The 1,421-nt window shown below is 69.8% G+C and carries 1 protein-coding gene; it reads right to left on the reverse strand.

Annotation, left to right across the window (positions count from 1 at the left end; all coding sequences use genetic code 11):
* Nucleotides 1-56: 56 nt before the first annotated feature.
* Nucleotides 57-1,289, reverse strand: a complete 1,233-nt coding sequence (locus tag BLS21_RS24415) for an IS256 family transposase (RefSeq protein ID WP_091224516.1) — start codon at nt 1,287-1,289, stop codon at nt 57-59.
* Between the last annotated feature and the right edge of the window lie 132 nt (nt 1,290-1,421).

Below are 1,421 nucleotides of genomic sequence, written 5' to 3' on the forward strand. Positions count from 1 at the left end.
GGTGATGTCCCCGGGCGTGGTGTAGCTCGCGGCCGCGGAGAGCTTCTGCGGTCGGACTATGACGCGATCAGGGCCGGCTGCGCCACCTCCTCGGCGGACTGCTTGAGGCGGTTGAGGAGGGCCATGGAGCCCTCGGCGAGGTAGCGGCGGTCGGAGACCTGCCATTCGTCGTGGGCCTCCACCAGCACCGCGCCGGCCAGCCGCATCAGGGCTTCGGGGTTGGGAAAGACCCCGACCACGTCGGTGCGCCGCTTGATCTCCTTGTTCAGCCGTTCCAGCGGATTGGTCGACCAAATCTTCTTCCAGTGCCCGACCGGGAAAGCGGTGAACGCCAGCAGGTCCTCGGCGGCCTCCCGCAGCATGGCCTCCACCTGCGGGAACTGCCGGCCCAGCATGCCGGCGACGACGTCGAGCTGGGCGCGCACGTGCTCGGCATCGGGCTGGGCGAAGATCGTCCGGATCGCGGCGGCGACCATCTCGGCGTTGCCCTTCGGCACGCGCGCCAAGACGTTGCGCATGACGTGCACCCGGCACCGTTGCCAACTGGCGCCGAGCAGCACCGCGCCGATGGCGGCCTTCAGCCCGGTGTGGGCGTCGGAGATGACCAGCTGGACTCCACCCAGGCCGCGGGCCTTCAGCGAGCGCAGGAAGGCGGTCCAGAAGGCGCCGTCCTCGCTGTCCCCGACGGCGAAGCCGAGCACCTCCCGGTGGCCGTCGGCGGCCACCCCGGTGGCGATCACCACCGCCTGGGAGACCACCCGCCGGTTGACCCGCGCCTTGCAGTAGGTGGCATCCAGAAAGACGTACGGGTAGGCCGTCTCGGCCAGAGAGCGGTCGCGGAAGGCGGTCACCTCCTCGTCCAGGTCGGCGCAGATCCGGCTGACCTCGCTCTTGGAGATGCCGGTGTCGGCGCCGAGGGCGCGGACCAGGTCGTCGACCTTGCGGGTGCTCACGCCGTGCAGATAGGCCTCCATCACCACCGCGAACAGCGCCTGATCGATCCGCCGCCGGCGCTCCAGCAGCGACGGGAAGAACGACCCGGTGCGCAGCTTGGGGATGCGCAACTCCAGATCCCCGGCGGTGGTCGTGAGCGTGCGGGGGCGCGAACCATTGCGCTGGGCGGTGCGGCTCTCGGTGCGCTCACCGGGTGCGGCGCCGATGACCGCGGTGAGCTCGGCCTCGATCAGCGCCTGGTAGAGCGTCTCGGTGGCGGTGCGGATGCGGTCGTCAACCTCGGCAGCTTTGAGTGCCTCGAGGAGCTCGAGCAGGGCAGACTGGTTCAGGGCCATCGCGTGGCCTTTCTCCTGAGTGTTCCTTGGCGGGTTCACGCAGAAGATCCACGCGGTGGCCTCTCGCACGCCAGCACCTCGCCGACGAGCTCAGGACCTCCGACCAGCTACACCACTTCCAGGGACGTCACC

Origin of the sequence: Geodermatophilus siccatus, assembly GCF_900103785.1 — a bacterium.
GTDB classification, from domain to species: domain Bacteria; phylum Actinomycetota; class Actinomycetes; order Mycobacteriales; family Geodermatophilaceae; genus Geodermatophilus; species Geodermatophilus siccatus.

What these genes read in the sequence shown, in the direction of transcription:
- BLS21_RS24415 (WP_091224516.1), bottom strand. Translation starts at nt 1,289, where the DNA reads ATGGCCCTGAACCAGTCTGCCCTGCTCGAGCTCCTCGAGGCACTCAAA.